The following is a 25317-nucleotide window of genomic DNA, read 5'->3' on the forward strand; positions in this document are numbered from 1 at the left end:
GAAAGGAGCAACTAGCGCGCCAGATTGTCGCGGTTTCCGCTGAGGAGGAGGTCTATTTGGTCGCTTTTGCGGTGCGACTGGGCATCCGCATCGGCACCGGGCCACCGTTCGAGCTGCCATCGGTCACATGGACAGGCGATTTTGCGGTCGTACCGTCATGTTCCGCACGCGGGTGGCCGTGTCACGCCGCCAGATCCAGCAGCCGACACGATCCGCGTACCAGCACCTTGCGTCCATTCGGCGTCATGACCGGCACACCGTAGCAGACGACGACAAGACCGAGCTTAACGAGGCTCTCGATGAGATAGGCCTTGGAAAGGCGACCGTTCGACACCGGGTTGCGCAGCGCTTTCAGAACCTCCCATTGGTCCGGCGAAAGATCGAAGTCGATGTCGTTGCTCATGTTGCCTCAAGCCGTAGTGCCGTTCGTGCGCCTCTGTTAGCGGCGTTGCATGAAGACCGTGCGACGACAATGAGTCGGGAATTCGGTGAGATGTTTAGAACTCCTCTTCACAAATTGCTGCACGCCATTGCGCCACAAGCGTTAAGACCGCTCGATCACGAGGACCGTCCGGAGCCTCGATCACATATTGATGATGTGGGCATCATGTTGGTCGGCAAACTACCGCACTGCACGGGAAGCGCTGCTGTCCCATTCTGCGTCGCAATACGCACAGAAATCATGAGACGAAGGGTTCGGGATTCTGTTACGCTGATTCACGGGGAATGGCTTCACACGGCAGGAGTGGAGTGCATGAACAGACTGGTCGAAATTCGTAGTCAGGAATCCCTGTGCCGGGAGCGCGCCGCGCTTGATTTCCAGCGCCGGGTTTTCTGGCTTGCGCAAGCTCAAGAATGGGAGCAGCGCGCGCTTGACGAGATCGCCTATCATTTCCGGGAGTGCAATGTGGCTCAGACGGAGCTGATGCGAAACTGACGTCCGCTTGGGTAAGGCCTACTGATAAGTCGCCACAATATCGGCCACCGCGCGCTCGAGCTGCTGCGCGGTGGCGCACTGGCGCACCACGCTGCAGAAGGTCGCATAACGCGGCATCTCGGAATCGCCAAAGCCCCAGGCGAGACGTCCTTCGGGATTGAGCCACACCAGTCGCTTCGAGCGCTCAGAGATGCGGCGCAGGATGTCGGCGCGCGGATCGAGATTGTTGCTGCGGGCATCGCCCAGCACGATCACCGTGGTCTGCGGCGTCAGCGTGCTCATAAACTCCTTGTCGAAATCGGCCAGCGAAGAGCCGTAGTCGGAGGAGCCGAAGCCGACCTTGGACATGATCTCGGCCATCGCCTCTTCCGGCGGTTTCGATTCCAGGACGTCGCTGACTTCGATCAGATGCGAGGAGAAGGCGAAGGAATGGACGTCGTCGACCACCTCGTGCAGCGAGTGGATCAGGAGCAGGAAGAAATCCGAGACCTGCGCGACCGAGCCCGAGACGTCGCAGAGCGCCACGATCTTCGGCCGGTCGCGATGCTTGCGCTTCCAGGCCGTGAGAAAGGGGATGCCGCCCCAGGCGGCGTTGCGGCGCAGCGTGCGGCGGACGTCGAGATGACCGCGCCGCTGGCGCTTGCGTGGCTTCGAATAGCGCTCGCGCAGGCGCCGCGCGATCTGGCGGATGAGAGCGCGCATTTCCGCGACATGGCGCCGCTCGATGCGGGCAAGCGGCGCGTTGCGCAGAATCTCGTTGCGGAGGTTTTCAGCCTCCTCGCGGGCATAGAGCGCAAGCCCCTGCGCGACAGTGTCGCGAACGGCGTCGCGCAAGCCATCGAGCGCGGCGCGAAGCCGCTCGGCCAGTGCCGGATTGGTCGCGGTCAGCTCGTCGAGATCGTCGCGTAGCCGCTGGAGCCCCATGGCGTCGAGGATGCGGCTGGAGAAGATGCCGCGCTGGGTGGAGTAGCGGATGTCGGACAGGGAGGCCGCACCTGAGGCGCTGGCGATCGCGGCGGTGATCGCGTTGCGATCCTGCGACAGCAGCATCTGCGCGAGGGGGCCCAATTCTGCGGGAGGCGAACCGCCGCTCGCATCGCTGGCCTCGCCGGATGACGGAGATTGATCTGCGTCCTCCGAAACATCGTTGCTGTCGGCTTCAGGCTGTTCCTGCCGCGGCTCCGGCTGGCTGAAGAACAGATCGAAGCAGTCACCAAGCGCAAGCTTTTCGTCCTGCGACTTGGCGAGCGTCAGAAGGAGCGCATCGCGCAGAATGGTCCGGTCGGAAACGCCGACCTGCGCGACCGCACGCATCGCATCGATGCTTTCGGCCGGCGAGACATGGACCCCGGCGCCCCGTGCCGCACGGAAGAAGCGATGAATATTCTCGCGCATCGGCGTCAACCGAAGACGTTGGATCGTGCTGCCTTGGCAATGAAGGTCGTAATCTGAGGCTGAGCCGCCTCGATGTCGGCCTCGTATTTCAGAAGCACGTTGAGCGTGTCCTTGACGATCTCGGTGTCGAGCTCCGAGGCCTGCAAGAGCACCAGCACGCGTGCCCAGTCGATGGTCTCGCTGACCGAAGGCAGCTTCTTCAGGTCGAGCGAGCGGATTTCGTGGATGAAGCCGACCATCTGCCGCCGCAGCGTCTGCGAAATGTTGGGGACGCGGCTCTCGACGATGCGCTCCTCGAGCCGCTGCTCGGGAAAGCCGATGTGCAGATGCAGGCAGCGCCGTTTCAGGGCGTCGCCGAGATCGCGCTCGCTGTTCGAGGTGAGGATCACCGTTGGCGGCGTGATCGCGGAGACGGTGCCGAGTTCCGGAATCGTGACCTGGAAGTCGGAGAGAATTTCCAGCAGCAGCGATTCGAATTCCGCATCCGACTTGTCGATCTCGTCGATCAGGAGCACGCAGCCGCCCGGCTGCTCCAGCGCTTGCAGCAGCGGCCGCGGCTCGACGAACTCCTTGGAGAAGAACACGTCGCCGAAATCGTGGAGCTGATTAAGTGCAGCGTGCAAAGTCTGCGCGCCGCCCAGGACTTCGCCGAGCTTGTCCTTGAGGATCTGCGTGTAGAGAAGCTGCTTGGCGTATTTCCATTCATAGAGCGCCTTGGCCTCGTCGAGGCCTTCATAGCATTGCAGGCGGATCATCTTCAGGCCGCGCCAGGCCGCGATCGCCTTGGCAAGCTCGGTCTTGCCGACGCCCGCGGGGCCTTCGACCAGGATCGGCTTCTCGATCTGTTGCGACAAATACACGGCGGTCGCGATCTGCCGGCTCGCGATGTAGCCTTGCGCGGCGAGGCCGCTCTCCACTGCCTCGATCGCTGTCGAGGGCTTCTGTTCAGCCACGAAAAGGCGCTCCCAAAGGTCTTGATTGAGGCTTGTTCTGCCTGCGTTCACGGCAAAGAACAAGCCTCGTTTGGGAGAGCCCAGACCCGCGCGAATGGGCGTTTTTTCCGCTCAGCGCAAATAGTCTAGCAGCCACCAGCCGCGCGATCAGTGCCGCAGCAACTCCGGCTTGCGGATCGTCTGTCTGACCTCGGCGCCGCAATCGGCGCATTCATAGACGAAGTCGATCTTGGCAAGACTCCAATGCGGTTCGACCTCGCGCACATACATTGGAAGGAACCCCGTGCAAGCAGGGCAAATCACAGGCGCGATCTCGATATCCTGATGATGCTGTACATAAGCTGGCATCTCGGCTCTCCTTCGCAGACGACGTCCAAACCCGCGCGAAGGCTACTGCCGGCTGGCGCAAGGCGGACATCAACTCTTTCGAACAGAGGTGGAACGGCGGAGGTTTGTCGTTCGCTGTGACATTCTTGTTACGTCTCTGTACTGTGACGGGCGGACCAAATACCTATTTCGAAAGCTCGATCCGGTATTCGGATTTTGACCTCAACGATAAGGGAGCAACGCCCATGACGCATGCCATTCGCTTTCACAAGACTGGTGGTCCGGAAGTGCTGGTCTGGGAGGAGGTCAGTGTCGGCAAGCCCGGACCTGGCGAGGCGCGAATCCGCCATACCGCCGTCGGTCTCAACTTCGTCGACATCTACAACCGTTCGGGCCTTTACCCGGTGCAACTGCCGAGCGGGCTTGGCAGCGAGGCCGCTGGTGTCGTCGAGGAGGTCGGGCCCGGTGTCACCGATCTGAAGCCGGGCGATCGCGTCGCCTACGGCGCCTCGCCGCTCGGCGCCTATTCCGAGGCGCGGCTGATCCCGGCCGACCGACTGTTGAAGTTGCCCGACGGTGTCGACGACAAGACTGCGGCGGCGATGATGCTGAAGGGACTCACCACGCAGTATCTGATCCGGCAGACCTATCGTGTGAAGGCCGGCGACACTATCCTGCTCCATGCGGCAGCCGGTGGTGTCGGCCTGATTCTCTCCCAATGGGCCAAGCATCTCGGCGCGACCGTGATCGGCACCGTCAGCAATGACGAAAAGGCCAAGCTCGCCAAGGCGCATGGCTGCGACCATGTCATCATCTATAGCCGCGAGGATTTCGTGAAGCGCGTGGATGAGATCACTGGCGGCAAGAAGGTGCCGGTGGTCTATGACTCCGTCGGCAAGGATACGTTCCTGAAGTCGCTCGACTGCCTCGCGCCGCTCGGCGTCGCCGCGCTGTTCGGTGCGTCGTCCGGCGCCGTCGAGCCGCTCAATCTCGGTTTGTTAGCGCAGAAGGGCTCGCTCTACGTCACCCGGCCGACGTTGTTCACCTACGCCGCCAAGCGTGAAAGCCTGGTCGCGATGGCAGGTGAGTTGTTCGACGTGGTCAAGTCCGGCGCGGTCAAGATCGAGGTGCACCAGACCTATCCGCTGAAGGACGCCGCCAAGGCGCATGCCGATCTCGCCGCGCGCAAGACCACGGGATCGACCGTCCTCACGGTGTGATCTCCGACCGGCCTGTGGCGCAGGCCGCTTGGCCTTGCGTCACGTCGGCTCGTGCTTACGCAGATCGTGGGCGTGATCGAGGCGGATAGCCTGTAAGTCGACTTCTTCGGGCTGGATCTCCGGGAGGGCCGCCTCGGCGAGGATGGCCTCGGTAATGTCCTCGACCGAGCTCTCCGCGATCTCGTGGATGAACGAGATGTTCCGATATTCACCTGAGGCAACGCGGGAAATGACCTCACGCCTGGTGATTTCAGGGTCGACGACCGCCTCGCGGCCGCGGCGCCCATAATCGATCATCACGACAAAATACTGCATGAAACGATCCTGCCGTGCCCCATGTCGGGCACGGCAGAGTATTTCCGAAAAACGGAATCAAGTCAAGGCGCATTTCGTAAAAACGGAAATTCCAGACTACTTGCTCCTCTTGCGAGGGCGCGCCGACTTGGCGCGCAGCCGCTCCAGCTGCCCCTTGGGCATGGAGAGGCAGATCTCGCCGACCCACTCCAGTTTCACGCCGACGATCTGCTTGGCATTGAAGCTGCTGAGATTGACGACGGAGGGGGATTTGCCCCGCTCGATCGTCTTTAGATAGCGCTCGCCGGTCTTGAGCCGAACCACGGCCTCCTCGCCGTAGAAGCTCGACAGGGGATGGCGCTGGTCCTTGTAGACCACGATGACGTCGCCGCTCTCGTATTTGGGCAGCATCGAATCGCCTACGATCTCGAATGCGATGGTCTCCTCCATGATCGGAAAGGGCAGCGCGATGTCGCCTAGGCCTTCCGGTGGAACCTGCTCATAATCCGGCTCGATCACGGCACCGGCGCCGACGCGGCCCATGATCGGCGCGAGATTGAGCTCGAGATATTCCATGATCGGAATGATTTCCGAAGCCTTCACCAGGCGTTCACCGCCGAGGATCTCCGAGACCGCGCCGGGCCGTACGCCCATGGCAGCCGCCAGGCCGCCCTTGCTCTTGCCTGTCTTTTCCAGGCCCCGTTCGATCATTGCAGCGTCCAACATGGTGATTCCCTCGATTGTCCATCGTTCCGCCTCTTGTAATCCGAAATTCGGAATTGATGCAATTATGAATATCAGAATTATCGCTTGACTCCGACTTCGGAATACCGGAATGTGCGCTTCGCCTCGCGATCGGAGGAGGCGCATCACAGGACAGCAGCATGGAACCGGGCCATTGGCCGTCGGAGCACTCCGACGCGCTTCGCGACTATTTTCTCAAGGGAATGTCTTATGCGGAGATCGGAAGACAGATTAACGCAAGGTTTGGAACGTCTTACACGCGCAACGCGGTGGTCGGCCGCGCCAAGCGGCTCGGGCTGGTCGTGCAGGTGCGGACGGCGAGCCCGTCGATCGTCCCAGTGTTGCCGTCTGGGGGCTGTCTTGTCCTGCCGCACCGCCCTACGGTGCTGAGCCTGCCGCCGAAATCTGCGATGAAGCCTGCCGCGCAGGTCAAATTGCGCTGCGTCGGCGTCCAGCCGCGCCTGGTCCCGTTGGTCGAACTCGCTGGCGAGGACTGTCGCTATCCCTATGGCGGCGACAAGGACGGGGAGGAGATCACCTTCTGCGGCCATCCGCGTGAGCCGGGCTCGAGCTATTGTACGCCGCATGCGCGCCTGACGCGCCGCGCCGGAGCTGGATCCGCTCGCGTCGCCGGCCCCGTCGTGCTGAGGCTGGTCTCTGCCGCCTGACCTGACGACCGCCCGTTCAATCGTCAATTTCGCAAGGAGTATCCGAGTGACACGTGTCCGACGCAACAGGTCTTACAAACTGGCGGATGTCTACGATCGACGCTCGCGTGAGATACCGTTCAATGCGGAGATCGCGGAAGTCGAGGTGGACAATCCGCTGGCGCTCGACCCCGGCGAGAAGATCATGGCCGTGCGGTCGATCCGCAGCGATCCGCTCGGCCGGCTGCACGCGCACCATCAGATCGACGAGGCGCAGTATCGCGGCGGGCGCGCCTTCCAGAACGATTGGGAGAGGGCCGAGCGTGGCCCTCAGGCGATGGACCCGACCCGCGAATATGTCGATGGCGCGCGCACGCGCGAGCCGGTTACCGAGAGCCAACGTCAGGCGGTGCTGCGGCTGAACCGGATCGAGCGCGAACTCGGCACCGACGGTGCCGCGCTAGTGCACGACGTGTTGGTGCTGGGCCTGACCATGGACGAGATCGGCCAGCGCCGCGCCGTTCGTACGCAACGCTGGACCGACTATTTTTCCCGACGTTTTCGTGAATGCCTGGACCGGTTGGCACTGATCTACGGCTTTGCGACGGAAACGGGGGCACGGCGTGCAGGGCAACGCAGATGACAAGGGCGCGCCCGCGACCTCGGTCGCGCCGGTCTGCTGCTTAGGGATGCGGTAGGATCTGGTAGGTCGTGGTATACGGCTCGACCCGGAGCGACGCGTTGGCCAAAAGCCCGATTCTGGCGGTCGGCGCTTGCTGCAATTCGCCGTTCGGACCGCGATGCACGTTGTATTGCCAGACGGTGAGATCGCCCTTCTGTGCCAGAGCATGTGCAACGGCGCTGGCATCATTGCCGCCGAGCGCCTGAAGCTCCTCCGTCGACAATCCGACGACGATTTCGTCCTTGATGGTGACGATCTTGAACAGGTTCATCCTTGTCTCCTGCGCCCATGCGCCTTGTATCGAGAAGGTGAGAAGCGCGACTGCGGCGCCCTTGATGAGATCGCAGCGAGAAAGCATGCCGTCGTCCTTTGGTTCTGGGGCGCCGAATCGATCAATGCATCGGCCATGGCGCCTGTGATCTGCGTGACTGTTTCGCCACCGCTTTGTCGTTTGCTCCTCAAAAACGGTTCACCGCCGGAAACAAATGCGGCCCGATGAATTCTGATGCGAAGAGGCGAGTCCAAGTCCAGGAGCTCGATGGGGCGGGTTAGATGAATCCAAACGCCATAGTCAGTCTCTTGGTTCAGAAGGCCGCTCTGTGGCTGCCGATCCATGGCCCGAGATCGACATCTATTTCGTGGACGATACAACCGCCGACGCCGGACTCAACAATTACGTGCATACGCTGAAGAAGCACTGGTTCGGGTCCACCAATGTCCATTCACATCTGAAACAAGACGAAACAAGGCGTCGATTGACGGCGATCGAGGCTGCATGCCTGATCGATGACGCTTCTTGACGCAGGTGGGTGACGGCTGGCCATATTCCTGTTATCCGGAATTGCCGTGGCGCGATGCAGACGAAGCATCGCTGGGCCAACTGTTAGGCTTGCCGGAGGGGTTGTTTCTTGACATGGTTGCAACCGGCTCAAGTGTGCCCGCTTGCACATGCAACTCGGCGTGCGAACACACCGGGTTTCCCCCGGACGAAGCGCGCCGTCGCCATGGCATCCCGGTTGTGTCATTCGGTTGTGGCGTTCGGTTCTTAGTTGGGACCTCGATGTTGGATCACGAAGTCCGATGCTTGTTATAGGTGCGAGATGAAGAACCTCAATTTCGCAGCTGAGCTGCACCTCAAGCTCGGCGCGCCTGCAAGCGGTACTGTCGAAAGCCTGCGCCTGCTCCGCGCCTTTCTGAAGCTCGCGCCCCGGCAGCGTTTCGAGGTCATCAAGCTTGTCGAAGACCTCGCCACCGAAGAATCCCTTCCCGAACACCCCCTGTCCTGAGCCGGCCTGCGCGCTGGCCTTACCCCTTGCCCTTTGTTTTCCTGCCAGAGCCGGCCGCCGGGCGACGCCTTCCCCGGCCTGGACGCTGGCAGGCGATCCGGCAAGTGTGGTATTCAGTTCTGAAAACGGGAGGAGTGCGACCATGATCGAACCGAAGCTCGAAGTTCCGGCCGAACTGCGCGACCTGGCCGAGAAGACGATTGACCAGGCGGAAAAAGCATTCGGCATGTTTTTCGAAGCCGCCACCAAATCGATGACGACCGTTCCGGGTGCGGGGACGGACGTCTCGAAGCAGGCGCTCGCATTCACCGAGCAGAACATGAAGTCGGCGTTCGAGCATGCTCGCAAGCTCGTCCATGCGACCGACCTTCAGGAGGCGATGCGAATCCAATCGGATTTCCTGCGCAGCCAGTTCACCAATGCCGGAGACCACATGCGCCAGATGACCGGCAGTCTCATGCAGCCAGGGAAGGGCAAGTCCTGATTCTCGGTGTGTTCCTGGCGCGTCCAGAGATTGGACTTGCGCGGGCGTGATTATCCGCACGTCGATGCGGGTACCGGTCCATGCTGGGCCGTCGAATGGACCTCATTCGCCCCCATCATCCCTTCTGCTGATCCCTGTCGGTTCTCAGGCAGGGATAAGCATTTGTCGCGGGTGTCTTGACCGATCGGTGGCTCTGCTAGCGCAGCGATGCGATGTAGGCCGCGATATCGCCGGCTTCGATCCGGCTCAAAGGGAAATTCGGCATCTTCGGGTGCGGGTCTAGCAGGAAAAAGGCGAGCCTTTCCGAACTGAAGTCAGGCCTGCGCGCAACGGACGCGAAGGAGGGGACGTCGGCGCTCGCCTGGATCTGGCCGTTCGCCACGACATGGCAGCTGGCGCACCAGCGCCTCGCAAGGTCGGCGCCGTGATCTGCATCGGCGGCGAGAGCGGACGACGCGCACACGCTCGAGGCCACTGCAACCAGCAGACAGATTCGTCTCAAATGCCGGTGCATAGGGCAACCCTGTGTGTTGTTGGCTAGCGACGCCGTCCTCATCCGCAACACGAACCCGGAAACTGCGAGAGGTCGATGCGGGCGATGATCGACCGCAGCAGCTTGCGGGCCAAACGATAGAGATGCCGGGCGAATCTCGGCGTCCTTGCCGCAGGCAGGACAAAGCTCGTCGCAGCGAGTCTTTTCGTACCAAGGCTTTCGATGGAGTGCGACACGGTGCCTCTCCGAGATGGCAAGGCTCTTTCTAGCGTGGCCGGCTCGCCGCAGCCTTGATCTGCCGCAAAGGTGCTGGACTAATAGTCGCCGGGGTTCATGATCATCGGGCTTCGTGTATCGGCCGGCGCGAGCGCGCTGCTGGCGCTGTCGCGCAGGAAGCGGTCGAGTGTCGCCTGGATCTTCTCCTTGACCGCATCGGGACCGCGATCGCTCATCTCGGTATGCTGCGCGCCGGTGTGGATAATGTCGATGCCGCGCGCCTTGGCCTCCTCCGGCGTCGGCAGCACGCCGGGATCGGTTACGAAATGCGGATCCTTCGAGCGGAACGACAGGATCTTCATGTTGTCGCTAAGCACGAAAGGCACTCGCAGATTGTCCAGCGTGATCACTTTCGACACCAATTCCGGGTGCTGATGGGCGACATACATCGAAACGTCGCCACCGTTGGAATGCCCGACGAGCGTGATGTGGTCGTAGTCGGCGTTCTCTTGCCGCCGCTTCAACTCGCCCAAGGTGAAAAGGATGTTGGCCTCGCAGCGGATATAGACCTCGCGCCGGCCGACATATTGCTGGCCGGTCTTGGTCATCAGCGGCGGATCGCTCGGCAGATCCTGCTGGATGCTCGCGACGAGATAACCGCGTGCGGCGAGCACGTTGGCGAGGAAGGAATATTCGGTGGCCTTGACGGTATTGCCGTTGCTGATGATGGCGAGCGGGAGCTTCCAGAGGCCGAGATTGGCCTTGGTCTCGTAATCGCGCCGTACAGCGATTTCGACCGCAATCGGCCGCTGGCGCGCGGCGTCGAACAGGGTCAAAACCTCATGGCGGATCGCGAACCGGCTGACGACGAAATACTGGCCGACGCCGAGGATGCAGAGAAACGCCAGAACAGCAAAAACCTTTTTCATGGTTCCGTCTCAATCACTTTGGACTGAACATGGCCATTGGGAACTCCCGGATCGAGCGATCGTGAGCAGGTTACGGGATTAAATTTAGGCAAGTCTGTGAGCCGCGTCCCAAAAGAGCCGCATGCCCGGGGCCATGGCGGGAAGGGCAAGGGTTTAGAGACAGCCGCCCTTGCCGCGTTCGGGGCATAGCCGCAGCGCGCTTGACAGAGTAAACAGGAAGCGGGGGCTGCGGCGGTCGTTGTCGGGCGCCCGGTAGCTCAGGGGGACGGCCACGCCGAGATCGGCCTGGAAATCGTCCGGCAGGAAGAACCGCACGCCAGCTCCGGCCGAGGTCAGCGACAGGCCGTCGCTCAGGCGGTAACCGTCGTTCCAGACGGCGCCGGCGTCGCCGAAGGCATAGAGCTGATAGCCGGTCCAGTAGCGGTAGTTGAGCTTCTGGTCGAAGCGCAGTTCGAGTGAGCCGGCAAGACCGTTGTCCCCGCTGATCTCTGCTGCGCCATAGCCGCGCCCGAAGGCGGCGCCACCGAGATAGAATTGCTGCGAGGTGAACAGCGGCCGTGACGCCGTCTGGCTCGCAGCGGAAAGCTTGAGCGACCAGACGTCGTTGAGCGTCTGGTAGCGCGTGAACCAGAGGTTTAGCACCGAGAAGTTCGATGACGCGCCATCGCGCGACAAAAGATCGTCGTCGAAATGCGAGGAACCGAAGATGTCGAGGCCCAGGCGGTAGGTCAGCGTCGCGAAATTGGTGCCGCCGAAATGGTCCTGAAGCCGGTAGTCGGCGGTCAGGCTCACGGTCCTGATGTGGTCATTGTACCAGGGGCCGTAAAGGTCATGCTCGGACACGTTGCTGAAGGTCGTCGCCGCAGTCAGGGTCAGCGAGGAGGATTGCGACTGCAATGGGACGATGCTGGCACGCAGCTCGAACGCCTCGGTCGTGGTGATGTCGCTGTCGAGGCGGCGTGCATCGCCCGGTCTAACCGCGCTGTACAGGACGGACCCGCCGAGACGCACACCGTCGACACCGACCGGTGCATCGTAGGACAACCGTGCGAAGCCAAGCTGGCGGGGGTCGTTGGCGATGGTCGACAGATTGACCGCCAGCGTGTCGCCGGGCGTGAGGTAGGAGTTAAACGCGCCGGTCGCATAGGTCTGCCACGGACCGACTGATGATGAGCCGAGATTGTCCAGACCGAACGACGAGAAGACGTGCCAGGTCTTCAAATAGACGATGAGGCGGAATCGGCCGGTTGCAGTGCCGATCTCCTCCAGTGCGGTATCGGTAATCCGGACGCCAGGTCTGCCGTTGATGAGAAAGAGCTGACGTTCCAGCGTTGCCAGGCGCGACGGTTGCTCGGCTAGGATTGGCCCGAGCATCGGCCTCACGCCGAACTGCTCGGCGCCGTCGCCTTTCAGCTCGGCCTGCACGATAGCGCCTTCGACCACCTGGATCCGGAGCAGGCCGTCGGCAATGTCTTGGGGCGGCACGATCGCCCGGCTCAAGTGAAAACCATCGGCGCGGTAGAGATCGCTGATCGCGCCGGCGATCACGGCGAGATCGGCCTGCGAAACCTTCTTGCCGACATAGGGCTGATAGACCGCGGCGATGCGATCGGGGGAAACGGCCCGGGCCCCGCTGACGTTGATGCCGCGCAGCACGAACTGAGGCTTGGTATCGCCGCCGGTGTTGGGCTGGCCGACTGTCGGCAGCCTGACCGGAGGGCGGCTCAGCGATTCCCGCTCGGTTTGGTTTTCAAAATATTTCTCAGGCTGGCGCGGATCGAAGCCCGGCTGGTTCGCCTGTTGTGCGAAAGCCTGAGGAACTCCCGTGAAAAAAGCGGCTAACAGCACCAATGTGGTAATGAGATGCCGCTTCCCGACGCGCGCAATGCGCCTGTCCCCGTAGTTCGACGGAGATGTGCCCCTGATGCGATAAGGGTTCGTTAGCCACATGATTTTTCATAGTTTTTTATGGTCAATGAACCGTTAACGCGACCGCTCCGCTGGCCGCTTCCCGCTAATCCTATGTTGAGTGATTTCGGATACCCCTCAGGCTGGCTGTAACGCGGACTGAGGATCGTCATGCTGAGCAAAATTGGAATGCGGTGCGCCTTCGCGGCTGCGCTGATCCTGGGAACGGCTTGCGGCGCATCCGCCGCCGACGATGGCGTCTGGTCGGTCGGCAAAGCCACCGGCGAGGTCTGGGTCGCCACCAGCGGCGCGCAGCAGGTCTCGTTGAATCAGCAGGAGGCGCTCAAGCCCGGCGACACCATTCGCACCGGACGTAATGGTCGCGTGCTCCTCGTCCGCGGCGAGGAGACGATCCTGATCTCTCCCAACTCGGTGGTCGGCTTGCCGACCGAGAGCAAGGAGGGCCTCTCGACTACCATCATCCAGCAGGCAGGTTCGATCCTGCTCGAGGTCGAGAAGCGCAACGTCAAGCATTTCGAGGTCGAGACGCCCTATCTCGCCGCCGTGGTCAAGGGCACCCAGTTCAGCGTCACCGTGGCCGCGGGCAGCACCAAGGTCGGCGTGCTTCGCGGCCAGGTCGAGGTCTCCGACTTCAAGACGGGACAGATCGCCCAGGTCCTGCCGGGGCAGGCCGCCACCGTATTTGAGCATGGCAAGCCTGGTCTCAGCCTGAGCGGCGCCGGGACCTTCAATCCGATCGAGCACGGCAAGCCACGCGCCTCGAGCATCGAGCGCGTCCCCGTGCCGAAATCGGGCCTGCCGGCGCCGCGCAACGGGGCGAATGGCCACATGATCCATGCGCTCGGGCCGATCGATAAGGGCACCAAGGCGGCTGGCGCGCTCAAGCCATCGCAACAGGCGGCTGGAGCTCACGCGTCCAAGGGCGGTGCTGCAAAGCCCGGCGTCGTACGCATCTCGAACTCGCTCGGCGAGGTCAAGCTGAACGTCCACAAGGTCACGCACGGGCTCGCCCACGGCGGCGGTGCCCCCGGACAGGTGCGCAACGCGCACGCCAGCACGGAGACGGTCTGGAGCGACTCGAAATCGGGCACAAACGCATCCAACAGCACCGTCCAGACTGCGGTCACCACGAGCAGCGGCGTGACGGCTGGCAGCACCAGCTCGTCGGCTGCGAGCACGACAATAGCCGCGACCACGGCCGGTGCGTCCAGCGACGGCTCTGGCGGCGGCAGCGGAAATTCCGGTGGCAAGACCAACCCCGGCAACGGCAACTCCGGTAACGGCAATTCCGGCAATGGGAATTCCGGCAACGGTAACGGCAACAACGGTGCCACCGGTAACGGCAGGGGCAACAACGGTAACGGCAACGGCAATGGCGGCGGCAACGGCAGCAATGGCCACGGCAATGCCTTTGGCCACAACAAGCACTGAGGCGATTTCCTGGGGATGAGGGGGCGCAACCGCAGAAGCGGGTGCGCGGGAGGACCGGAGTGAAGCGCTATCGTCCGCATATTCTAGTCGTGTCCGCGCTGGCGATCGTGCTGTCGACGGGGTGGCATGGTGCGCTTCGCAACGCGCTGACCGACCTACGGTTCGCCTGGCAATCGCGCGCCGCGAGCGGCAACGTCGTCGTGGTGGCCATTGACGCGCCCTCAATCGACCAGATCGGGGTATGGCCCTGGCCGCGCCGGCTGCACGCGGAACTGTTGCAAAGGTTAGAGGCTGCGGGGGCACAGGACGTCGCTTTCGACGTCGATTTCAGCTCGCCATCCGATGCGGCCTCCGACGAGGCTTTCGTCAACGCGCTGCGTGAGGCCGGCGGCTCGACCATCCTGCCGTCCTTCAAGCAGCCGGCGCCGAATGGCGGCGCAGCTCACATCAATCGTCCCCTGAAGCCGTTCGGCAACCAGTCGTGGCCCGCGCTGGTCAATGTCGGGATTGAATCCGACGGGCTCGTTCGCCGATATCCGTTCGGCGACAAGCTCGGCGATGCCCTGATGCCGTCGATGGCAGTCGTATTGGCCGGGCAGGACGCCAATCGGCGGCCGCCGTTCCTGATCGATTTCAGTATTCGGGCGGGCTCCGTTCCAAGTGTCTCCTATGTCGACGTGCTCCGCGGCAACACGGCCACTCTCGACAGGCTGAGAGACAAGAAGATCATCATTGGAGCGACGGCGCTCGAACTCGGCGACCGCTTCAGCGTTCCAAATGGCCGCATCATCTCCGGACCCATCCTCCAGGCGCTGGCAGCGGAATCGATCCTCCAGAACCGGATGCTGCGCTGGACTTCCGATACCGGCATGATCCTGGGTCTCGCGGTGATCTGCCTGCTGATGATGTATTCGTGGCGCCGCTTCGCTTCGGGAATTCGCGTCGCAATCCTGATCTCGGCCGGGGCGGCCTTCGAGCTGGTTGCGATCCTCGTTCAGGCAAGATGGCCCTTCATCATCGACACATCGCTGTTCCACATCGCGATTGTCGCTTATCTGACGGCAATCGCACTCGACGAAATCGATTTCCGCGGTCTGCTGGGGCGCATCGCCGAAAGCCGCTTTCATCGTATCGCGATGTCGCTTGGCGATGGCCTCGTCTGCACCGACGAAGGTCAGCTGATCACCGTGTGGAATCCCGGCGCCAGTGCGATCTTCGGCTATATGCCCGCCGAGATCATCGGCCGCCCGTTCGAAACGTTGTGCGCCGTGTCAGTGGACGGTGACGCGAGGCCGTCCATGCGCGATGCCGCGCGCCAGGCCCTCCTGGTCCCCGGCGGGGCGGTCGTCGTCGAGTTCGAAGGGCGGCGCAAGAACGGTGAAACTTTCCCGGTCGAGGCGAGCTTCTCGGGCTGGCAGGGAACGGACGGCTTCCAGTACGGAGCCATCCTGCGCGACATTTCGGTCCGCAAGCGCGAGGCCGAACGCGTCAGATATCTCGCCGAGTACGACGTGCTGACCGGTCTGGTCAACCGCAACACGCTGCATGCCGGACTGGTCGGCATGATCGCGGATGCAGCGCAGCGTCCTTGCGAGGTCGCGCTGCTCGTGATCGGGCTCGACGGCTTCCAGAGCATCAACGACATGCTGGGTCATTCCGCCGGAGATCTCGTGCTGCAGGCGGTCGCGGGTCGCCTGAAAGCCCAGGCAGGCGACGGCGCTATCGTTGCCCGGCTTAGCGGAGACGAATTCGCCATTGCGCGCAAAGGGGCCGATGGCGACGAGCGGATCGCAGAGTTCGCTGAGCGCATCGCGCGCGCGTTCGAAGCGCCGCTTGCGACCGGCACGCGGCAGCATCGCGTCAGGATCAGCATCGGCGTCGCGGTCCATCCGGAAGGCGGACACAACGCCGACGATCTCCTGAGCAACGGCCATCTTGCGTTGACCAAGGCAAAGCTGACGCGGCGCGGCGGTCATGTGGTCTTCGAGAGCGCGATCCGGCAGGAGCTGGAGAACCGCCTGACGCTGGAGAGCGAATTGGCGCTTGCCGCGGATCGCGGCGAGTTCGAGCTGTTCTACCAGCCCCAGGTTCGCCTGATCGACGCCAGCCTGGTCGGAGCCGAAGCGCTCATCCGCTGGCGGCATCCCGTGCGCGGCTACGTTTCGCCGGGAGAGTTCATGCCGGTGGTCAACAGCTCAGCCCTGTCCGAGCGGATCGGAAACTGGGTGATGGAGACCGCCTGCCGGCAGGCACGCGCCTGGGAATTGTCCGGCGACAGAGTGCGCGTCGCGATCAATTTGTCGCCTTCGCAGCTTCACTCCGGCGACCTCGCCCATTCGGTTGCGGGGATGCTCGAAGCGACGGGGCTCACACCGTCGCTGCTCGAGATTGAGGTCACTGAGGACATCCTGCTTCACGACGAAGCCCGCGTGCTCGACATGTTCAAGCGCATTCAGCAGCTCGGCGTCCGCGTTCTGTTCGACGATTTCGGCACTGGCTATGCGAGCCTGAGCTATCTGAAGAAGTTTCCGCTCGACGGGCTCAAGATCGACCGGTCGTTCGTGCTCGGTCTGCTCGCGAATTCCGACGATGCCGCGATCGTCGGGTCGACCATCGGCCTCAGCAAACAGCTCGGACTGACGGTCGTGGCCGAGGGCATCGAGAATCGCGCTACGGCCGACTTCCTGGTGAGCATGGGATGCGAGGAAGGCCAGGGCTATTTCTTCGGCCGTCCGATGCCGGCGGAAGCATTCGAGCGGCAGTTCCTCGCAGCCGAGTGCGCCGCCGTCAGTGCGGCCTGAACATACGTTGCTCTAGCGCCGCCGCGCGACCGCGACGCCGAACAGGAAAGCAACGAACAGGCTGGCGAGCGGCGCTTCGCGCGTGATCGCGGCGACGGTCGCGAGGGGCCGGCCCGGCTTTCGCGCTTCGTCGATAGCGGAGGTCATGCGGTCGACAGCTGCATGCAGGCCACCCGCGACTTCACCGATGGTGCGGGATACGTCCGTCGCGGCATCGATGGCGCGCTCGGCCATGCCGGGATGTGAGGTGGACTGCGGGATCTCCGTGCTCAAGTGCGCGACCTCCGGGCTGATCATGTGACGGAGGCCGATACCTTTGGCTATCCGCGCGAGCGCTCGTTCTGAACAGCGGGTCAGATGACCTTTGGCTATCCGCGACAGGCGCCGTGGTTTTTACGGCGGGTACCGGCCTTGAATGAGCAATTCGGCGCGCGGGCTTTTGTTCCGAAACGATCCGCCCCTGCGCGGACCCGCCCCCGTGAAACGACGGATGCGAATCTCTGTTAGGCTGGCTCAATCTTGCTGATGTCAGGAGACAGCTGTGACCGACCGGACCACGACGGATCGAGCCCGGCGCATCGCCTTGCTCGGCGCTCCCATCGACATGGGGGCTTCGCAGCGCGGTACCCTGATGGGCCCTGCGGCGCTCCGCACTGCCGGCCTTGCGACACTGCTCGAGAGCCTGGATTTCGAGGTGGTCGATTACGGCGATCTCTCGGTGGCCGAGCTCCGGGACCTCGCAGACAGGGCCCCCGACAAAGCCAATCACTACCGCGAAATTCAGCGCTGGACGCGCGTGCTGAGCCGCAGAGGCTACGAGATCGCGAAAACCGGCGCGCTGCCGATTTTTCTCGGCGGCGATCACACGTTGTCAATGGGATCGGTGAATGCCATGGCCCGTCACTGGCAGGAGCGCGGACGCGAGCTGTTCGTGCTCTGGCTCGATGCCCATGCCGACTACAACACCCCGGAGACGACCATCACTGCCAATATGCACGGCATGTCGGCGGCATTCCTTTGCGGCGAACCCGGCCTCGACGGATTGCTGGGCGACGATCCGCGCGCCTCGATCGATCCCGACAGGCTCGACCTGTTCGGCGCGCGCTCGATCGACAAGCTCGAAAAGGAGCTGATGCGCACGCGCCGGATCAGGGTCGTCGACATGCGCCAGATCGACGAATTCGGCGTCGCCGTGCTGATCCGCCGCGTCATAGAGCGCGTCAGGGCCAGCAACGGCGTATTGCATGTCAGCTTCGACGTCGATTTTCTCGACCCCTGCGTCGCACCTGGCGTGGGCACGACGGTGCCGGGTGGAGCGACCTATCGCGAGGCGCATCTGATCATGGAGCTCCTGCACGATTCCGGCGTAGTCGGTTCACTCGACATCGTCGAGCTCAATCCGTTCCTCGACGAGCGTGGCCGCACCGCGCGCACCGCGGTCGAACTGATCGGCAGCCTGTTCGGCCAGCAGATCGCCGACCGGCCGACCCCGAGCAACGCGATCGCGCCGGGCGAGTGAGGGACGAGCCGTTTGTGCGTTGCGAAGAAGAGAATTGCCGTCGCTGCCACCGGATTTAGATCAGTCCAGATGGAAATCGCCTGTTTTTGAAATGGCTGCGAATTGCAAATGCTCGTTGCAGAATGTTTCATGCGGATCGCGCTTCAGCCGAGGATCCGCAAATGAGCCGCACCTTCGACGCCGACGACAAATCCGCGGGCACGACTCGCCGCCGCTTTCTGCGTGGCAGCGCTGCGGTGGCGGGTGGGACCGTCCTGGGCGCCGGCGCATCGGTTGCCGCCGGGGCCGACAACCTTCCACCCAACATTCCCGAATGGATGAAGGCGCCGGGCGAACCGACGGGGGGCCAGCTCTATGGCGCGCCATCGTCGTTCGAGAAGGGCGTCGTCAAGAACATCCCGAAGACTCTCAAACAGTACATCTCGGCCTCCAGCCGGACGCCGTTGCAGGAGCTCGATGGCATCATCACGCCGAATGGACTGTTCTACGAGCGTCACCACGGCGGCGTTCCGACCATCGATCCGGCCCAGCACCGGTTGATGCTGCACGGGCTGGTCGAGCGCCCGCTGATCTTCAAAATGGACGATCTCAGGCGGTTCCCGTCGGAATCGCGTGTCCACTTTCTCGAATGCTCCGGCAATCCCGGCTACAGCAAGCCTTACGGCAGGACCGCGTCAGACCTTGTGGGTCTGGTGAGTTGTGCAGAATGGACCGGCGTCAGCCTCAAGCTAGTGCTGCAGGAGGCCGGGTTGAAGCCGGATGCCAAATGGGTCGTCGCCGAGGGCGCCGATGCGGCTGCGCTGACCCGCAGCATTCCGATCGAGAAATGCCTCGAGGACGCCATGCTGGTCTACAGCCAGAACGGGGAGCGGCTTCGCCCGCAGCAGGGCTATCCGCTCCGGCTCTTCCTGCCGGGCTTCGAGGGCAATATGAGCGTGAAGTGGCTGCGGCGCCTGCATGTGACGGCGGAGCCGGTTTATTCGCGCGAAGAGACCTCGAAATACACTGACCTCCTGCCGGACGGCACCGCGCGTGAATTTTCGTTCTACATGGAGGCGAAGTCGATCATCACGAGGCCCTCCGGCGGCCAACGCCTGGGCGCGCCCGGCTTCCACGAGATCACCGGCATCGCCTGGAGCGGGCATGGCAAGATCGCGCGCGTCGAAGTGTCCGTCGACGAGGGAAAGAGTTGGCAACCGGCGCAATTGCAGGAGCCGGTGCTGACGCGAGCGTTGACACGCTTTCGCCTGCCCTGGCAGTGGGACGGCAAGCCTGCCGTGATCCAGAGCCGGGCCATCGATGAGACCGGCTATGTGCAGCCGACGCTTTCCGAGTTGCTCGCGGTGCGCGGCGAGAACTATTTCTACCACAACAACGCGATCTGGCCGTGGCGCATCGCGGCCGACGGCGAGGTGACCAATGCGCTGGCGTGAGACTTGCGGCATTGCTGTCGTCATCTTGCTGTGTGCGTTCGCGAGCGGAGCGCAAGCACAAAGCCTGTACGGCCTCGGACGCCCCGCGACGGCTGCGGAGATCGCGGGCTGGAATATCGACATCGGACGCGACGGCAGCAATCTGCCGAAGGGAAGCGGCTCGGTCAGCCATGGGCGCGAGGTGTTCGCCCAGCAATGTGCATCATGCCATGGCGACAAGGGCGAGGGCGGGCTGGGTGATCGGCTCGTCGGTGGGCAGGGCACGATAGCAACGCCAAAGCCTATCCGGACCGTCGGCAGCTATTGGCCATATGCGCCGACGCTGTTCGACTACATTCGCCGTGCGATGCCGCAGAACGCGCCGCAATCGCTCAGCGATGAGGAGGTTTACGCGGTGTCGGCGTACATCCTGAACCTGAACGGGCTGGTGGGAGCGGATGCGACGCTCGATGCCAATTCGCTTGCGGCGGTCAAGATGCCGAACCGCGACCGGTTCGTCGGCGATACCCGGCCGGATGTGAAACACTGAATGCCTTGTGGCGCTCAGGTTCCCTGCTTGGAACTTACGTTCGCCAAGGGCGGAACTCGCAGGACCCGATTGCATTAACCTGCGAGAGGAAAAACCTATGGATTCCACGATGGCAACGGATCGCTTCGCAAATTCCATGTCCTCAGCGCTTCGCCATCCCGGCGTGATCGCGTTGATTGTGGCCGCGGTGACGATTGCTGCGATGCTGATCGTCGATCACGGACCATGGAATCGGGCCAAGACGCAGCCTGCTCACGTTGCGATGTATGCGACCACGGGCGAGGCCGCACGCGCCGCAGGCGCCGCAGTGCTCCCGACCGAACAGAAGTCGCCGCTCGAGCCGGAGCGGCCGGGGCCCAAGACGTCCCCGACCGTCAATCCAGTGACGCCGTAAGACGCTCTAGCCTTTGCGGCCGTAGTTGAGCAATCCGCCGCTGGTCTTTGGCGGGTGCGCCCGAAGGGCTTCCTCGTTCGGATCGGTACCCCAGCCGGGCCGGTCCGGAATGACCAGATGGCCGTCCTGAATTTCGGGCTCATGCGTGAACAGTTCGCGGTCCCACGCCAGGCGATCGATGTCGATCTCCATGATGCGCAGGTTCGGCACGGCGGCGCAGAAATGCGCGTTCATCATCGAGCAAAGATGGCCGTAGAAATTGTGTGGGGCAACGTTGACTTCGAACGCTTCAGCAGCGGCTGCGATCTTCATCGACTGCCAGACGCCGTTCCAGGGCGTGTCGATGATCGCGACGTCCATGGCCTGCTCGCGGAAATAGGGCAGGAATTCCCGCAAGCCCAATAGCGTTTCGCAGGACGAGATCGGATGCGGGCTTTGCCTGCGGATGTAACCGAGCGCTTCCGGATTGAAACTGTCGATCTCGACCCAGAACATGTCGAAATCCGCGATGGTGCGCAGGATCTTCAGGTAGCCCTCGGTCTTGGCGTTGAAGTTGCAGTCAAGCAGGATGTCGACGTCGGGGCCCGCCCCGTCGCGGATCGCTTCCAGATGCATGCGCAGGTCGCGCAGGATCTTGCGATCGACGTTGATTTCGGGGGCGAAGGGCGAGCCGAAGCCCGGTCGCCAACCGGTTGGCTTGCCGTCGTCGTAGGAGAAGATGTTGGTCTTGAGCGCGGTGAATTTGTTCTCGCGCACTTCGCGTCCCATTGCCTTGACGCCGTCAAGGTTCTCGATCGGCGGCTTGTACCAGGACGGATGATTGATCCGCCACGTCGCGCAATGCGACCAATAAACCCTGACACGGTCGCGGATCTTGCCGCCGAGCAGTTCGTAGCAGGGCACACCGAGACACTTCGCCTTGGCATCGAGCAGCGCATTCTCGATCGCGCCGAGCGCCTGCGCCACCACGCCGCCGGCGGCGGGACGCGTGGCCGCGAACAGCTCTGCGTAGATGCGCTCGTGCCGGAAGACGTTCTGCCCGACGACGCGGGCGGACAGGCGCTGGATCGCAGCGCCGACGCCAGGCGAGCCGAAGCCCTCGTCGAACTCGCTCCATCCGACGATGCCGTCCTCGGTCGTCAGCTTGACGAAGTGGTAGTTTCGCCAGCCGGCGTCGCAGGCGAGAATTTCAAGACTCGTTGCTTTTGATGATCTGGTCATGTCGCTCCCTGTGACCCGGCTGGGTCCTTTTTTTTGTTTGGCCGGCTCGCAAGCCCCGCTCCAGCCGCAACTGTTAAGCTAATGGCCCTGCGCAGTGAAGCCGGGGGGGCTGCGCCGGGGGCGCTTTGCCGCCTTTCTTCGGCGGGAAAGGTCGGGGAATCCAGTGGGGACAGCCATGATCTTTCCCGGGATCGTCCTGAAAAGGGACCATGCTTTGACGTTTTTGGCCACAATCGGGATCGACCCTCCGGCCATGAAATTTCTGGCTGTGATTTCGATCCTAGCGCTGCTCACGATGGGTGGAGCCGCCATTTCCGATCAGTTTCTGACGGCCGATCAGCACGTCGCGCACGGGGTGGAATAGCGCGGCGGGCGGAGATGCTTTTTTGTCTTGGGGAGACAGCGATGCTTTCGATCGATCAATTCCTGCGCTTCATCAGCGTGCCGGCCGTGTTCGCGGCCCTCGTCATCGCCTCGCAGATCTCGGCCGCCTTGTCGCAAGGTTAGTGAAAGGCTGGTCAGCCGATCGCGGACGAGCCGAGCAAAGCGAGCACGGCCAGCGCCATCAGCGCGGTGCCGAGCCAGCCCAGCGCGACCAGCCATGAGCGGCCCTTGAAGCGACCCATGATCGCCTTGCTCGACACGATCAGCATCATCATGGCCATGATCGGAACGGCGACGATGCCGTTGAGCACGGCGCTCCAGACCAGCATGTGGATCGAATCGATCCCGGTGAAACCGAGCCCGAAGCCCATGATGGTTGCCGCGGCGATGATGGTGTAGAAGCCGACCGCCTCGTCGGGCTTCGCCTCCAGCGTCGCGCGCCAGCCGAAGATCTCCGCCACGCCGTAAGCGGCCGAGCCCGCCAGCACCGGAATCGCGAGCAGGCCGGTGCCGATGATGCCGGTCGCGAACAGGGCGAAGGTGAAGTCGCCGGCGAGCGGCCGCAGCGCTTCGGCGGCCTCCGTCGCCGAATTGATGTTGGTGACGCCATTCGCGTGCAGCACCGACGCGGTGGTGAGGATGATGAAGAAGGCGATGCCGTTGGAGAGCAGCATGCCGGCGATGGTGTCGGACCTGATGCGTGCCAGCTCCGGACTGCCGCCGCGCTTCAACTCGCGCAGCGGCTTGTCGCGCTTGCCCTGGTTCATCTCCTCGATCTCCTGCGAGGCCTGCCAGAAGAACAGATACGGGCTGATCGTGGTGCCGAGCACGGCGACGACCATCATGAAATAGTCGGCGCTGACATTCGTCTTCGGCCACACCGCCGCGAGCAGCGCCGTGCTCCACGGGATCTTGACGGTGAAGGCGGTCGCGACATAGGCGAACAGCGCCAAGGTGAGAAATTTCAGCACCGGCGAATAGCGCCGATAGGGCAGGAACACCTGCAGCAGGGTCGAGCCCGCCGCGAAGATCAGCGCGTGCTCGTGGTTGAGGCCGCCGATCACCAGCGACAGCGCCTCCGCCATCGCCGCGATGTCGGCGGCGATGTTGAAGGTGTTGGCGGCGACGAGCATGCCGACCAGCGACAGCACCGCCCAGCGCGGCGCGATCTGCATGACGTTGGCGGCGAGCCCCTTGCCGGTGACGCGGCCGATCCGGGCGCTGACGAGCTGGATGGCGATCATGAACGGCGTGGTCAGAAACACCGTCCAGAGCAGTCCGTAGCCGAATTGCGCGCCGGCCTGCGAATAGGTGGCGATGCCGGACGGATCGTCGTCCGCCGCCCCGGTGACGAGACCCGGCCCCAGCCTCTGCAACAGCGTCGGCGCGGATTTCGTAGCGGTGAGGGCACTGTCGGTCATGGCAGGAGGACCTCGGTCGGGCGCGTCCTTCACAAATGCTAATCAGGGAACAAGGTTCCCGCGCCGGAGGTGAGCGGGCGTCTCATCCGATTCGGATAAAGCTAATCGGCTTTGACTCGTCGGGCAAAACACCTGTATAAGTGCATCATCGGAGGATACCCGGTGCCCGCTTTGGCGCGCATCCCCGGGCGCAACCGGGCGGCCATGGACGGCTGTCGCGCATTCCGCAACCCCCGTATTACGGACACCAGCAAGGTGTTCGTCCCGCAGAGAGTGCGGTCGATTATTTGATGCTGACGAACATGCCCCAGGCGCCGGCCAGCGCGGCGCCGGAAAAGACGATCAGCGGGTTGTCGCAGAACGCACTGCCATAGGTGCACATGGTGACGCCAAACGAGCCGATCTCGTGATGGCTCGCGGAGTAGAACAGTCCGGACAGCACCAGCAATGCGGCGGCGACGACATACATCGACGATCTCTCCGAGCTACCCCCTTGCGTCTGTCGCAAGGGACCTGTCAAGGGACGCGTCCCAGCATGGCGCGAACCCATTGCATCCTGCCGAATTCACCCTGCTGCATTTGAACTAAAGTTGACCCGTCCCCCCGGGATGCCGCCGTCGGCTGCAGTTTGCTGCGCAATCTGGACGTGCGAGCGGGAATGGAATATCTGCGCGGGAACTGTTGGACGCGCTCTCCATTAACGAACATGAACAATTGGACCAACTGAGGGGAGTGGCCCATGGGCGCCGAGCGGATGCACCCTCCGCGGTACTGGCGGATGCGGGCGGAAGAATTCCGCACCAAGGCGGACAATTGCGAATATCCCGAGACGCGGGACGTGCTGCGCAAGGTGGCGGAAAATTACGACGAGCTGGCCCGCCGCGCCGCGCGCATCTCCACACTCGAGAGCCTAGACGGGGGGGGGGGAGCCCGCCAACAGCAAGCCGGCTTGATCGTTCAGGACAAACCCGCTTGATGGTTCAGGACAAAGCCCATGACCAGCGCGCGCGATCATGGGGCGTCTAGGCCCTCGCTTCTACCACAAGCACCGCCCGCGCCATTGGAACGAATGTCCACTTTGGCACTTAGGAACTCGGTCCTCCAATGAGGGATGAGATGAGCAGCGAACAGCAGGGCCCGGCAACGAGGCCGGATCAGCATTTCAGGCCGGGGCCGGCTTGCCCTAAATGCGAGAGGGGGACGCGTTGCCTGACCTCGATCTTCGACGTGAGGCGCGATTGCTCGATCCTGATCTATCGCTGCGACTCGTGCCGCGAGGACGTCTGGATCTGAGTGAGGGCGGTCCCCGGCTTCCGCCCAACCTGCAGGATGGCCTTTTGCGGGTCGCATAGGAACGCCGCATAGGAACTTCGCTTGTTTCGCGCGCTTTTCGTCTGCGTCGACCACGCAGAGCGAGACAGCTTCCGACCATGCAATCACGCTACCCGTTGTTGAAGAAGTGGACAGCGGAAGAGCACGAGCGGCTGACGGCGCTGGCCGAAGCCGGCTGGCGGCCGGACGAGATCGCCGGCGAGCTTGGTCGCAGCGAAGCGGCCGTGAGGGTGCGAGCCTGGCAGCACGGCATCGCGCTGCGCCTAGTCACGCAGAAGCGCGCACGATCCGATCACCCATGACACACCGGGCCGAT

General features: G+C 63.0%; 30 protein-coding genes. 16 read left to right on the plus strand and 14 right to left on the minus strand.

The window, feature by feature from the left end; genetic code table 11:
• Nucleotides 1–181 precede the first annotated feature (181 nt).
• Complete coding sequence (locus IVB40_RS10930; RefSeq protein ID WP_247818865.1) at nt 182–403, minus strand: hypothetical protein; 222 nt, start codon at nt 401–403, stop codon at nt 182–184.
• Nucleotides 404–754: 351 nt separating this feature from the next.
• Between IVB40_RS10930 and IVB40_RS10935 the strand changes: the two genes are divergently transcribed.
• On the plus strand, nt 755–937 hold the full coding sequence (locus IVB40_RS10935) for a hypothetical protein (protein WP_027519316.1): 183 nt from the start codon (nt 755–757) through the stop codon (nt 935–937).
• Nucleotides 938–955: 18 nt separating this feature from the next.
• On the opposite strand, the gene IVB40_RS10940 is transcribed toward IVB40_RS10935, so the two are convergent.
• The 3 genes from IVB40_RS10940 to IVB40_RS10950 all read right to left on the minus strand — a co-directional run bounded on the left by IVB40_RS10940 (nt 956) and on the right by IVB40_RS10950 (nt 3633).
• Nucleotides 956–2332: a VWA domain-containing protein gene (locus IVB40_RS10940; RefSeq protein ID WP_247818866.1), complete on the minus strand. Its 1377-nt coding sequence runs from the start codon at nt 2330–2332 to the stop codon at nt 956–958.
• Between the two features lie 5 nt (nt 2333–2337).
• Complete coding sequence (locus tag IVB40_RS10945) at nt 2338–3285, minus strand: MoxR family ATPase (protein WP_007601482.1); 948 nt, start codon at nt 3283–3285, stop codon at nt 2338–2340.
• Between the two features lie 147 nt (nt 3286–3432).
• A complete protein-coding gene (locus IVB40_RS10950) occupies nt 3433–3633 on the minus strand; it encodes a hypothetical protein (RefSeq protein WP_247356466.1) in 201 nt (66 codons plus the stop codon).
• A 224-nt stretch (nt 3634–3857) separates the two neighbouring features.
• Between IVB40_RS10950 and IVB40_RS10955 the strand changes: the two genes are divergently transcribed.
• The gene (locus IVB40_RS10955; RefSeq protein ID WP_247402853.1) at nt 3858–4832 is read left to right on the plus strand and encodes a quinone oxidoreductase; all 975 of its coding nucleotides are present in this window, start codon (nt 3858–3860) and stop codon (nt 4830–4832) included.
• 39 nt (nt 4833–4871) lie between these two features.
• On the opposite strand, the gene IVB40_RS10960 is transcribed toward IVB40_RS10955, so the two are convergent.
• Together IVB40_RS10960 and IVB40_RS10965 are read right to left on the minus strand one after the other, a co-directional pair.
• On the minus strand, nt 4872–5147 hold the full coding sequence (locus tag IVB40_RS10960; protein ID WP_247818867.1) for a hypothetical protein: 276 nt from the start codon (nt 5145–5147) through the stop codon (nt 4872–4874).
• 96 nt (nt 5148–5243) lie between these two features.
• Nucleotides 5244–5852, minus strand: coding sequence for a S24 family peptidase (locus IVB40_RS10965; RefSeq protein WP_007612810.1), 609 nt, complete (start codon nt 5850–5852; stop codon nt 5244–5246).
• Nucleotides 5853–6010: 158 nt separating this feature from the next.
• Between IVB40_RS10965 and IVB40_RS10970 the strand changes: the two genes are divergently transcribed.
• Nucleotides 6011–6538: a GcrA family cell cycle regulator gene (locus IVB40_RS10970; protein ID WP_027566605.1), complete on the plus strand. Its 528-nt coding sequence runs from the start codon at nt 6011–6013 to the stop codon at nt 6536–6538.
• Nucleotides 6539–6584: 46 nt separating this feature from the next.
• A complete protein-coding gene (locus IVB40_RS10975) occupies nt 6585–7160 on the plus strand; it encodes a hypothetical protein (RefSeq protein ID WP_247818868.1) in 576 nt (191 codons plus the stop codon).
• A 40-nt stretch (nt 7161–7200) separates the two neighbouring features.
• On the opposite strand, the gene IVB40_RS10980 is transcribed toward IVB40_RS10975, so the two are convergent.
• The gene (locus IVB40_RS10980; protein ID WP_007612800.1) at nt 7201–7557 is read right to left on the minus strand and encodes a hypothetical protein; all 357 of its coding nucleotides are present in this window, start codon (nt 7555–7557) and stop codon (nt 7201–7203) included.
• A gap of 241 nt (nt 7558–7798) precedes the next feature.
• Here IVB40_RS10980 and IVB40_RS10985 point away from each other — a divergent pair, with 241 nt between their 5' ends.
• The 3 genes from IVB40_RS10985 (at nt 7799) to IVB40_RS10995 (ending at nt 8969) form a co-directional block, all read left to right on the plus strand.
• Nucleotides 7799–7999 carry a hypothetical protein gene (locus tag IVB40_RS10985; protein WP_247818869.1) on the plus strand — a complete coding sequence of 67 codons (201 nt, stop codon included), beginning with the start codon at nt 7799–7801 and terminating at the stop codon, nt 7997–7999.
• A 300-nt stretch (nt 8000–8299) separates the two neighbouring features.
• Complete coding sequence (locus IVB40_RS10990; protein WP_027519309.1) at nt 8300–8485, plus strand: hypothetical protein; 186 nt, start codon at nt 8300–8302, stop codon at nt 8483–8485.
• A 142-nt stretch (nt 8486–8627) separates the two neighbouring features.
• Nucleotides 8628–8969, plus strand: a complete 342-nt coding sequence (locus IVB40_RS10995) for a phasin (RefSeq protein WP_027519308.1) — start codon at nt 8628–8630, stop codon at nt 8967–8969.
• 196 nt (nt 8970–9165) lie between these two features.
• Here IVB40_RS10995 and IVB40_RS11000 read toward each other — a convergent pair whose 3' ends face one another.
• The 3 genes from IVB40_RS11000 to IVB40_RS11010 form a co-directional block, all read right to left on the minus strand.
• On the minus strand, nt 9166–9483 hold the full coding sequence (locus tag IVB40_RS11000; protein ID WP_247356472.1) for a cytochrome c: 318 nt from the start codon (nt 9481–9483) through the stop codon (nt 9166–9168).
• A 293-nt stretch (nt 9484–9776) separates the two neighbouring features.
• Complete coding sequence (locus tag IVB40_RS11005; protein WP_247818870.1) at nt 9777–10607, minus strand: alpha/beta fold hydrolase; 831 nt, start codon at nt 10605–10607, stop codon at nt 9777–9779.
• 153 nt (nt 10608–10760) lie between these two features.
• The gene (locus IVB40_RS11010) at nt 10761–12557 is read right to left on the minus strand and encodes a POTRA domain-containing protein (protein ID WP_247818871.1); all 1797 of its coding nucleotides are present in this window, start codon (nt 12555–12557) and stop codon (nt 10761–10763) included.
• Between the two features lie 129 nt (nt 12558–12686).
• Here IVB40_RS11010 and IVB40_RS11015 point away from each other — a divergent pair, with 129 nt between their 5' ends.
• Together IVB40_RS11015 and IVB40_RS11020 are read left to right on the plus strand one after the other, a co-directional pair.
• On the plus strand, nt 12687–13967 hold the full coding sequence (locus IVB40_RS11015; RefSeq protein WP_247818872.1) for a FecR family protein: 1281 nt from the start codon (nt 12687–12689) through the stop codon (nt 13965–13967).
• A gap of 59 nt (nt 13968–14026) precedes the next feature.
• Nucleotides 14027–16768 carry an EAL domain-containing protein gene (locus tag IVB40_RS11020; RefSeq protein WP_247818873.1) on the plus strand — a complete coding sequence of 914 codons (2742 nt, stop codon included), beginning with the start codon at nt 14027–14029 and terminating at the stop codon, nt 16766–16768.
• Between the two features lie 12 nt (nt 16769–16780).
• On the opposite strand, the gene IVB40_RS11025 is transcribed toward IVB40_RS11020, so the two are convergent.
• Nucleotides 16781–17065: a hypothetical protein gene (locus tag IVB40_RS11025; protein WP_007612789.1), complete on the minus strand. Its 285-nt coding sequence runs from the start codon at nt 17063–17065 to the stop codon at nt 16781–16783.
• A gap of 244 nt (nt 17066–17309) precedes the next feature.
• On the opposite strand from IVB40_RS11025, the gene rocF reads away from it, so the two are divergent.
• From rocF to IVB40_RS11045, 4 genes are all read left to right on the plus strand, one after another.
• Nucleotides 17310–18287, plus strand: a complete 978-nt coding sequence (rocF, locus tag IVB40_RS11030; RefSeq protein WP_247436804.1) for an arginase — start codon at nt 17310–17312, stop codon at nt 18285–18287.
• Nucleotides 18288–18448: 161 nt separating this feature from the next.
• The gene (gene soxC / locus IVB40_RS11035; protein ID WP_247818874.1) at nt 18449–19720 is read left to right on the plus strand and encodes a sulfite dehydrogenase; all 1272 of its coding nucleotides are present in this window, start codon (nt 18449–18451) and stop codon (nt 19718–19720) included.
• Nucleotides 19707–20249 (plus strand): cytochrome c, encoded by a 543-nt coding sequence (locus tag IVB40_RS11040; RefSeq protein WP_247818875.1) that lies wholly within the window; start codon nt 19707–19709, stop codon nt 20247–20249. Before soxC ends, IVB40_RS11040 begins: the two co-directional genes overlap by 14 nt.
• Before the next feature lie 97 nt (nt 20250–20346).
• Nucleotides 20347–20643 (plus strand): hypothetical protein, encoded by a 297-nt coding sequence (locus IVB40_RS11045; protein WP_035961179.1) that lies wholly within the window; start codon nt 20347–20349, stop codon nt 20641–20643.
• 6 nt (nt 20644–20649) lie between these two features.
• Here IVB40_RS11045 and IVB40_RS11050 read toward each other — a convergent pair whose 3' ends face one another.
• Nucleotides 20650–21864 carry a mandelate racemase/muconate lactonizing enzyme family protein gene (locus IVB40_RS11050; protein ID WP_247290489.1) on the minus strand — a complete coding sequence of 405 codons (1215 nt, stop codon included), beginning with the start codon at nt 21862–21864 and terminating at the stop codon, nt 20650–20652.
• Between the two features lie 175 nt (nt 21865–22039).
• Here IVB40_RS11050 and IVB40_RS11055 point away from each other — a divergent pair, with 175 nt between their 5' ends.
• Nucleotides 22040–22228, plus strand: a complete 189-nt coding sequence (locus IVB40_RS11055) for a hypothetical protein (RefSeq protein ID WP_027566617.1) — start codon at nt 22040–22042, stop codon at nt 22226–22228.
• Between the two features lie 154 nt (nt 22229–22382).
• On the opposite strand, the gene IVB40_RS11060 is transcribed toward IVB40_RS11055, so the two are convergent.
• Together IVB40_RS11060 and IVB40_RS11065 are read right to left on the minus strand one after the other, a co-directional pair.
• Nucleotides 22383–23669, minus strand: coding sequence for a divalent metal cation transporter (locus IVB40_RS11060; RefSeq protein WP_247818876.1), 1287 nt, complete (start codon nt 23667–23669; stop codon nt 22383–22385).
• A 283-nt stretch (nt 23670–23952) separates the two neighbouring features.
• Entirely contained in the window at nt 23953–24138 is a 186-nt protein-coding gene (locus IVB40_RS11065; protein ID WP_007612773.1) for a hypothetical protein, read from the minus strand.
• A gap of 270 nt (nt 24139–24408) precedes the next feature.
• Here IVB40_RS11065 and IVB40_RS11070 point away from each other — a divergent pair, with 270 nt between their 5' ends.
• Complete coding sequence (locus IVB40_RS11070) at nt 24409–24645, plus strand: hypothetical protein (protein WP_247818877.1); 237 nt, start codon at nt 24409–24411, stop codon at nt 24643–24645.
• Between the two features lie 454 nt (nt 24646–25099).
• Nucleotides 25100–25303 carry a hypothetical protein gene (locus IVB40_RS11075; protein ID WP_027566621.1) on the plus strand — a complete coding sequence of 68 codons (204 nt, stop codon included), beginning with the start codon at nt 25100–25102 and terminating at the stop codon, nt 25301–25303.
• The last annotated feature ends 14 nt before the right edge of the window (nt 25304–25317 follow it).

The organism is Bradyrhizobium sp. 40 (assembly GCF_023100925.1).
Lineage (GTDB): Bacteria > Pseudomonadota > Alphaproteobacteria > Rhizobiales > Xanthobacteraceae > Bradyrhizobium.